The organism is Acidithiobacillus sp., from assembly GCF_027322205.1.
GTDB lineage: Bacteria > Pseudomonadota > Gammaproteobacteria > Acidithiobacillales > Acidithiobacillaceae > Acidithiobacillus.
Map to the genome: position 1 here is coordinate 1 of NZ_DAHVHY010000083.1, position 8,018 is coordinate 8,018.

Sequence of the window (8,018 nt, forward strand, 5' to 3'; positions counted from 1 at the left end):
CCCCGCCGGCCGCCGCCACCACGGCAGACACCGTCGATATGTTGAAGGTGCTCAGGGCATCGCCGCCAGTGCCACAGGTATCCAGCAGGTGATCGGTGGAGACCTGTACCCGCGTCATGCAGGCGCGCAAGGCCTGGGTGGCACCCACCAGTTCCTCTACTCGCTGCCCTTTCATGCGCAGGCCCATGAGCAGGGCGCCGATTTGCGCGGGCGTCCAGTCCCCGGCCATGATGCCGGCGAAGACCGTTTGTGCCTCTTTGCGCGACAAGTCCTGCCCCGCCACGATTTGCTCCAGTATGTCCCGGACGATCATCGCGCGCCGCCTTGCAGAAAGTGTTGCAGCAAGGTTTTGCCGTGCTCGCTGAGAATGGATTCTGGGTGAAACTGTACGCCCTCCACATCCAGGCTGCGGTGGCGCAAACCCATGATTTCTCCTTCCGCGGTCCAGGCCGTCACCTCCAGCGCCTCGGGCAGTGAGTCGCGCTCGACGATCAGGGAGTGATAGCGGGTGGCGGCGAAGGGGTCCGGCAAATCCCGGAATATCCCCTGGCCCTGGTGAAAAATGGGCGAGGTTTTGCCGTGCATCACCTGCGCCGCGCGGATGACCTTGCCGCCGAAGGCCTGGCCGATGGCCTGATGCCCGAGGCAGACCCCCAGCAAAGGGATTTTTCCGGCGAAATGATGAATAACGTCCAGAGAGATGCCCGCCTCGTTAGGGGTACAGGGGCCGGGCGAAATGCAGATGCGGCTGGGTGCCAGTTTCTCGATGGCCGCCACGTCGATGGCGTCATTGCGCTCGACCCGCACTTCCGCCCCCAGTTCGCCGAAGTATTGCACCAAGTTGTAGGTGAAGCTGTCGTAGTTATCAATCATGAGTAGCATAATAAAATTATCCTATTGATTTGTATGTATTTTACTACAAAACACTCGCGAATCCTAGCCTTTTCTATACCCGCTTTTTGCAAGGCCGTGCTTTAATTGGGCTGTAGATTACGCGTTCCCCGTAAAAAGTGCGATTTAGACTTGCGCGTCGGCCCAGGCGAGGGCGATTTCGTCCTTTACTGGTGCCAGTGTCGAGACCGAAATCGGTAGGACGCTGACCAGCGGCATCGTCGAGATGGTCGAGGATGTCCGGTGAGAGGATCGCGCCTTCGATGCGGATGCTGGGGTAATTCATGCTGCGCCTTCATTCAACGAGGCGAGCAGGTTCCGGCCTTTGTCGGTGATGCGATAGCGTTGCTTACTACTGGTCGGCTTGTCCGGAATGGTCATTACCAGTAGGTCATCGGTGAGCAGCGGCCTGAGAACTTGGTTCCGGAACTTGGTGCGGTCGGCGCGCCCGGCAATCGCCATCAGGTCTGAAATCTCCATATCTGCCAAGCAGTTGCGCAGGATGTCGACTTGATGCCTACTTAGTGCCAACTTGGTGCTGCCGACTTCGCCTGCCAGCGCCGTCTCGCCAGCGCCCACTGTTGCCGATGAAATCGCCGCATTGCCGGTTGCTGACTCTGCCACCTCTAACGCCGCCGGGTGAATCGGCAACCGCACCATAAAATAACTGTGGTCTTCGTCGAACTCGAATTCAGCCGGAGGGGAGCCATTCTTTTTCATGGCTTCCATGATTTTGGGGATGCCGGTGGAACGACCCTCGGTGAATTCCAGTTCCTTCAGAAATTCGCCGATGCGGCGATTGCGATAGCGTCGTGGTTGGGCGCGACCCGCGCGCAGTTGTTCCAGCCGCACCGAACGATCCGGCCCCGGATAGCTGATGACGAACAATTCTTTGTACTCAATGCGCACCTCGATGGGTTCGCGCGTGTCATAGCCCCGGTGGTAAACCGCATTGACGACGGCTTCTTCGATGGCATCGTAAGGGAAGTTTTCAACGCGGGTTGATTCGGCTCGACCGTGATGTTTGATGACGGTTTCGGTAATCAGGTTGCGCTTGATGTAATCGAGCGCGTCGCGGGTCATGCGGGGTATCGGACCTTTGAATATCTTTTCCGAAAATTTGTTGCCGCTTGGCCCTTCCTTGGGAAACCAGACAACATCAATCTGCATGACAGGAAAGAAGCGCCAGGGCTCCGGGTTGAACATCATCAGGCCGACGTTGAGGGGGAACGGCGCTTCCTCCGGTCCACCCACGACGCCCATCTGGCGGCCGAGTTCGACCAACGAAAGATTGGGCGCCTGCCCGGCCAGATCGCTGCCCACCTGTTGCAGATAGTCCTGCATCAGTTCGCGGGAGAGACTTTCCACCTTGGCCTGCTGGTTGACGCGGTCGTCGTGGGGGATGGTGGCCGCCAATGACATGAGTTCTGTTTCGTCGGCCCCCTTGGCGCGAATGGTGCTGGAGTTCTTGCGGATGTAGTAAGCGTAGTCCTTGCTGTCCTTGCTCAGGCTGATCTTGGCCTTGTAGGGGCGCGTCGGTCCGCCCAGGGCCCAGAGCACCAGCACATGCCGTCCTTCGATTTCGACCGGAACGGCTATGGGGTGGTAATAGGGCGCGATGGCACTGAAGCCAAGATGGAGCAGTTCCTTCTGGATGGCGTCGATTTGTGTGGGTTCGATACCCACCGGAGGCAGAACCGGACGCCCATTATTTTCCGCGATGCCGATCAGGATGTAACCGCCGCCCAGGTTGTGGATGTCATTGGCGAAGGCACAGAGGGTATGCAGAACGGCCTCCGGGTTCCAGCCTTCCTTGAACTCCAGGCGTTCCCATTCGACGGGTTTGCCGTGCAGAAGGTCGTTGATGTTGATAGGTAACGGCATGACGGCGGCTACTTGGCAGGCACAACGACTGCAGGTGCAACACCAAGACGTTTGGCGCGGCGCGCGAATCGACGGTCATCGAAGCTCATGAATTCCGTGCAATGGCTGCTGGCCAGCAAGTGCAGCGCATCGGCGAAGTCCAGCCCCTCTGTGTGCCAGACCAAGGCATCGGCGATGCGCGACCATTCCTCGACACTGACGTTGGGCAGACCAAGCAGATGTTTGACGACCCTGACGAAATCCTCGTCCGCGAAGCCATAAAAGGCGCGCATGACCCATTCGAGCTCAAGGATTACGGTCAGGGGTATGAACACCTGGGGGGATTCGGTCAGGAGTCTATGGGCAATCGGACGTTGTCTGGCGGCCTCGGGGTCAGCCGGGTCAGCCACATAGAAACGCGCCAGAATGTTGGTATCAAGGGCGATCATCTTTGGCTTCCCGCATGGCGAGGGCGACATCGAAATCGGCAAGACGGCGTTTGCCCGGCCGCCTGCAAACCAGCATGCCAAAGCCGTCTTCGGCGATCGTCGGGGTAACCTGGCGTTTCACCTCCGCACGGATGACATGCCCCTCCAAACTAAAGTCGAGTTGACAGCCCGGCGTGATCCCTAAGCGACGACGGATTTCTACCGGAATGACCACCTGGCCCTTATCAGAAACAGTTACGGTTCGCATGGCAGTACTCACTTCTTACCTAGTAAGAAAATGTTAGCACAACCCCGACCATCAATCGTGAGTAGCATGATCTGCCCTCCCTTCGGGGTCGAGGCCGTTTTCGGCCAGTGCTACGGCGCGGAACATGGCGCGGCGTTTGTTCATGGTTTCTTCCCACTCGGCTGCGGGCTCCGAGTCGGCGACAATGCCGCCGCCCGCCTGAATATGCAGCATGCCATCCTTGATGACGGCGGTGCGAATGGCGATGCAGGTGTCCATGTTGCCATTCCAGCCCCAGTAGCCCACCGCTCCGGCATAGACGCCGCGCGCTACCGGCTCCACCTCGCGGATGATTTCCATGGCGCGAATCTTGGGCGCACCGGAAACGGTCCCGGCCGGGAAGGTCGCTCGTAAAGCATCCATGGCGTCCAGTTCCTGGCGCAATCGTCCCGTGACCTGCGAGACAATGTGCATGACATGGGAGTAGCGCTCAATACCGAACGAATCGGTCAACTGCACCGAGCCGGTATCGGCGATACGCCCCACATCGTTGCGCGCCAGGTCGATGAGCATGAGGTGTTCGGCGCGCTCCTTGGGGTCGGCGAGGAGTTCCTGCTCCAGCGCCTCGTCTTCGGCGCGGGTCTTGCCGCGCGGACGGGTGCCGGCGATAGGGCGCACCGTGACCTGATCATCTTCGACACGCACCAGTATCTCCGGCGACGAGCCCACCAGATGGGTGTCACCCAGATCCACATAAAACATGTAGGGGGAGGGATTGACGCCACGCAGGGCGCGATAGAGATCCAGCGGGTGCGCGGTCAGCGGCGTGGACAGGCGTTGGGAGGGCACCACCTGCATCACGTCCCCGGCGCCGATATATTCCTTGATGGTGCGCACTGCCGCCATATACCCCTCACGACTGAAGCTGGCGGTGAAATCCTCCTCGCGGACGTGTCGGGTGCTCACCGGCGGTGGGGGCGGTAGTGCCGACTCGCGCAGCCGCTGCTGGAGCTGCTGCAGGCGGGCGGCGCCACGCTCCCAGGCATCGGGTTGGGCGGGGTTGGCGTGCACCAGCAAACGGAGGGTCCCGCGCAGGTTGTCGAAGATCAGCAGTTCGTCGGCCACCAGCAACTGAATTTCCGGCAGATCCAGCGGGTCGGGCAAGGGGGCGCTGCGGGCGAGGCGAGGTTCGATGCTGCGGACGATGTCGTAGCCAAAATAGCCCACCAGGCCGCCGCTGAAGCGCTCATCGGCATTTTCCAGTGGTGCCACACGAAAGCGCTTGCGGAAGGCGCTGATCCATTCCATGGGGTCCGCCGGGGTCGCCTGCTCGGTCTCGACGCCGTCCACATGAACAGTGACAACGCCTTGGGTGACCCGCAATATCTGCTGTGCCGGAAGACCGATGATGGAATAACGGCCCCACTTTTCGCCGCCCTGCACAGATTCCAGCAGATAGGCATAGGGACCATCGACCAGTTTGAGATAGGCCGATAAGGGGGTGTCGAGGTCGGCGATGACCTCACGGGAAAGGGGTATGCGGTTGTAGCCCTGGCGCGCCAAAGCCTCGAAGGTTGCTTTTGGAATCACGGATCACCTCGTTAGAGCGATAGAAAAGAAGTCACTGCCTTTCAGCAGCAACGCCATCGTCTCTCCCACCGCAGTGTTTTCCGCATGATGCCTCTGATTCCTCGCAAATCTACGCCAGAATATCCAATAATTCGCTCATGTTGTCCAGTATCGCGTCGGGCTCCAGGCAATGGACGGGCTCGTCGCCGTTATAACCGTAGGTCACGCAGGCAATGGGCATGCCCGCCGCCCGTGCCGCCTGCGTGTCGTTACGTGAATCGCCGACCAGCAGGCAGTTTCCCACCGGCTGATGAAAGTGTTCAGCCGTATGGGTCAGGGGTAATGGATCGGGTTTCTTGCGCGGCAGGCTGTCGCCGGACAAGACCAGTCCGAAGAAATCGTACAGGTCCAGTCGCTGGAGCAGCGGCACGGTGAAGGCCGCGGTCTTGTTGGTGATGCATACCAGCTCCCGGCCCTGAGCCTGCAAGGCCTCCAGCGTGCCGCGCACCCCTGGGTAGATCACGCTGTGGTCCAGCAGATGCTCCCCGTAGTACTGGCTGAAATCGACCATGGCCGCATCCAGTTCCCCTTCGCTGGGATCACTGTGAATGGCCAGCGCGCGGCGCATCAGTTCACGGACGCCGTTACCGATAAAACCACGAATGACCGGCATTTCGGCGGGAGCAAGCCCGAGTTTTTGCAGTACATAGTTGGCCGCACCGGCAAGATCTGGTGCGGTATCAACCAGCGTGCCGTCCAGATCCAGCAGGACGACGCGCGCTGTAAATGGCTTGGTGTTCAGCTTCACCATCGTTCAGCCCGCCAGCGCTTTGCGGAAGGCGGCGATGGTCGCGGCGTAGTCGGGCGTGTTGTAGATGGCGCTGCCCGCCACGAAGACATCGGCGCCGGCATCGGCTACGCGCCGCACATTGTCCAGCTTGACGCCGCCATCCACTTCCAGCTCGATGGCCTTGCCGGTGGCATCAATGCGCTTACGGATAGCTTCGATCTTGCGCAGGGTGTATTCAATAAAGCTCTGCCCGCCGAAGCCGGGATTGACACTCATCACCAGCACCAGGTCGAGGTTCTCCAGTACGTAGTCCAACACATCGAGGGGTGTGGAAGGATTGAGAGAGACGCCCGCCTTGCAGCCCAGGCTGTGGATCAACTGGATGGTCCGGTCCAGATGCAACGTCCCCTCCGGATGCACGGTAATGATGTCCGCGCCGGCCTTGGCAAAGTCGGGGATAATGCCGTCCACCGGCGAGATCATGAGATGCACATCCAGGGGTTTTTTGGTGTGCGGCTTAATCGCGGCGGCCACCAGCGGTCCGATGGTCAGATTGGGGACGAAATGGTTGTCCATGACGTCCACATGAATGTAATCCGCACCCGCTTCATCGACAGCGCGCACTTCTTCACCCAGCCGGGCGAAATCCGCCGAAAGGATGGAGGGAGAAATCTTGAACTGGGTCATTTTGCCTCCAAAACAGGGCGAGAGCGCCATGCGCTCTCGCCAGTCAACAGGTCCATAGCGGGTTTTAGACGCTGGTAACGCGGGGGTCGAGTTCGCCCTTGCTGTAGCGCTTGAACATGCTATCCAGCGGGATGACCTTGATCTTGCTGGCCTGCCCGGCGCTGCCAAAAGCCTCGAAGCGCTGATGGCAGATGTCGCGCATGGCATCGAGAGAGGCGGTCAGGAACTTGCGTGGGTCGAAGTTCTTGGGGTTTTTATACAGGCTCTGGCGCACTGCGCCGGTGGCGGCCAGACGCAGGTCGGTATCAATGTTGACCTTACGTACGCCGTACTTGATGCCTTCCTGGATTTCTTCTACCGGTACGCCATAGGTTTCGCCGATATCGCCACCGAACTCGTGGATGATTTTCAGCCAATCCTGGGGCACTGAGCTGGAGCCGTGCATGACCAGATGGGTATCGGGAATCCGCGCATGAATCTCCTTGATCCGGTCGATACGCAGCACCTTGCCGGTAGGTGGCCGGGTAAACTTGTAAGCACCGTGGCTGGTACCAATGGCGATGGCCAGGGCGTCTACTTTGGTGGCCTTCACGAAACGTGCGGCCTCTTCGGGATCGGTCAGCATCTGATCATGGGTCAGGCAGCCTTCGGCGCCGACACCATCTTCTTCGCCCGCCATGCCGGTCTCCAGGGAACCGAGACAACCCAGTTCACCCTCAACGCTCACGCCGACGGCATGGGACATCTCCACAACTCTGGCGGTGACGGTGGCATTGTAGTCATAGCTGGCCGGGGTCTTGGCATCTTCCAGCAACGAACCGTCCATCATTACGCTGGAGAAGCCGGAGCGAATGGCCTGGATACAGACTGTCGGACTGGCGCCGTGATCCTGATGGAGGACGACGGGGATGTCCGGGTACTCTTCGATGGCGGCGAGAATCAGGTGACGGAGGAAGGACTCGCCGGCATATTTGCGGGCGCCGGCAGAAGCCTGGAGGATAACCGGTGCGTCAACGGCGGCAGCGGCTTCCATGATCGCGCGCACCTGTTCCAGGTTGTTGACGTTGAAAGCAGGAATTCCGTAGCTGTGTTCGGCGGCGTGGTCCAATAATTGGCGCAAGGAAACTAGGGCCATAATGCTTCTCCTAAACGTGAATGAAAATTGATTGATATTGAGTAATCGTATAGAGGGACCCCGTAAACTGCAAGTCGGCCCCGGTAACGGTCTCAAAAGAAACAGATTTAAGCACGGTGCGTAACATCTCCGACACGCACCAGCTTGAGGGTGTTGGTACCACCGGAGGCACCCATGGGTTCGCCAATCGTAATGAGGATCAGATCACCGTTGCGAACGACACCGCGTCGTCGCAGTTCGTCTTCTGCCGCCCGCATGACCTGCACCGGATCATCATGGCGACTCTGGGGAAAATTAACGGGGTGTACCCCGCGAAACAGAGTCACCTTGCGCCGGGTATAGACCTGCGGGGTTAACGCGTAGATCGGCACCCGGGGATTGGCGCGGGACAACCATAAAGCGGTGGAG

9 protein-coding genes and 1 pseudogene are annotated in these 8,018 nt (G+C 59.6%); all 10 read right to left on the reverse strand.

The window, feature by feature from the left end:
- Positions 1 to 313, reverse strand: a pseudogene (gene trpD, locus M7F93_RS10360) (anthranilate phosphoribosyltransferase); the annotation flags it as partial.
- Positions 310 to 882, reverse strand: coding sequence for an anthranilate synthase component II (locus tag M7F93_RS10365; protein WP_298173000.1), 573 nt, complete (start codon positions 880 to 882; stop codon positions 310 to 312). The pseudogene trpD and the gene M7F93_RS10365, both read right to left, overlap by 4 nt.
- 291 nt (positions 883 to 1,173) lie before the next feature.
- On the reverse strand, positions 1,174 to 2,775 hold the full coding sequence (locus M7F93_RS10370; RefSeq protein WP_298173003.1) for a Fic family protein: 1,602 nt from the start codon (positions 2,773 to 2,775) through the stop codon (positions 1,174 to 1,176).
- 8 nt (positions 2,776 to 2,783) lie between these two features.
- Positions 2,784 to 3,203 (reverse strand): type II toxin-antitoxin system VapC family toxin, encoded by a 420-nt coding sequence (locus M7F93_RS10375; RefSeq protein ID WP_298173006.1) that lies wholly within the window; start codon positions 3,201 to 3,203, stop codon positions 2,784 to 2,786.
- Positions 3,190 to 3,450 carry an AbrB/MazE/SpoVT family DNA-binding domain-containing protein gene (locus M7F93_RS10380; protein ID WP_298173009.1) on the reverse strand — a complete coding sequence of 87 codons (261 nt, stop codon included), beginning with the start codon at positions 3,448 to 3,450 and terminating at the stop codon, positions 3,190 to 3,192. The genes M7F93_RS10375 and M7F93_RS10380 overlap by 14 nt, the downstream gene beginning before the upstream one ends.
- Positions 3,451 to 3,501: 51 nt before the next feature.
- Positions 3,502 to 5,019, reverse strand: coding sequence for an anthranilate synthase component I (gene trpE, locus M7F93_RS10385; protein WP_298173011.1), 1,518 nt, complete (start codon positions 5,017 to 5,019; stop codon positions 3,502 to 3,504).
- A gap of 109 nt (positions 5,020 to 5,128) precedes the next feature.
- Entirely contained in the window at positions 5,129 to 5,809 is a 681-nt protein-coding gene (locus M7F93_RS10390; RefSeq protein WP_298173013.1) for a phosphoglycolate phosphatase, read from the reverse strand.
- A gap of 3 nt (positions 5,810 to 5,812) precedes the next feature.
- The gene (gene rpe, locus M7F93_RS10395) at positions 5,813 to 6,475 is read right to left on the reverse strand and encodes a ribulose-phosphate 3-epimerase (protein ID WP_298173016.1); all 663 of its coding nucleotides are present in this window, start codon (positions 6,473 to 6,475) and stop codon (positions 5,813 to 5,815) included.
- A 64-nt stretch (positions 6,476 to 6,539) separates the two neighbouring features.
- The gene (gene fba, locus M7F93_RS10400) at positions 6,540 to 7,610 is read right to left on the reverse strand and encodes a class II fructose-bisphosphate aldolase (protein ID WP_298173019.1); all 1,071 of its coding nucleotides are present in this window, start codon (positions 7,608 to 7,610) and stop codon (positions 6,540 to 6,542) included.
- 107 nt (positions 7,611 to 7,717) lie between these two features.
- Positions 7,718 to 8,018, reverse strand: a 301-nt coding sequence (locus tag M7F93_RS10405) for a pyruvate kinase alpha/beta domain-containing protein (protein WP_298173022.1), incomplete at its 5' end; no start/stop codon positions are given.

What these genes read in the sequence shown, in the direction of transcription:
- M7F93_RS10365 (WP_298173000.1), bottom strand. Translation starts at nt 882, where the DNA reads ATGCTACTCATGATTGATAACTACGACAGCTTCACCTACAACTTGGTG.
- M7F93_RS10370 (WP_298173003.1), bottom strand. Translation starts at nt 2,775, where the DNA reads ATGCCGTTACCTATCAACATCAACGACCTTCTGCACGGCAAACCCGTC.
- M7F93_RS10375 (WP_298173006.1), bottom strand. Translation starts at nt 3,203, where the DNA reads ATGATCGCCCTTGATACCAACATTCTGGCGCGTTTCTATGTGGCTGAC.
- M7F93_RS10380 (WP_298173009.1), bottom strand. Translation starts at nt 3,450, where the DNA reads ATGCGAACCGTAACTGTTTCTGATAAGGGCCAGGTGGTCATTCCGGTA.
- M7F93_RS10390 (WP_298173013.1), bottom strand. Translation starts at nt 5,809, where the DNA reads ATGGTGAAGCTGAACACCAAGCCATTTACAGCGCGCGTCGTCCTGCTG.
- rpe (WP_298173016.1), bottom strand. Translation starts at nt 6,475, where the DNA reads ATGACCCAGTTCAAGATTTCTCCCTCCATCCTTTCGGCGGATTTCGCC.
- fba (WP_298173019.1), bottom strand. Translation starts at nt 7,610, where the DNA reads ATGGCCCTAGTTTCCTTGCGCCAATTATTGGACCACGCCGCCGAACAC.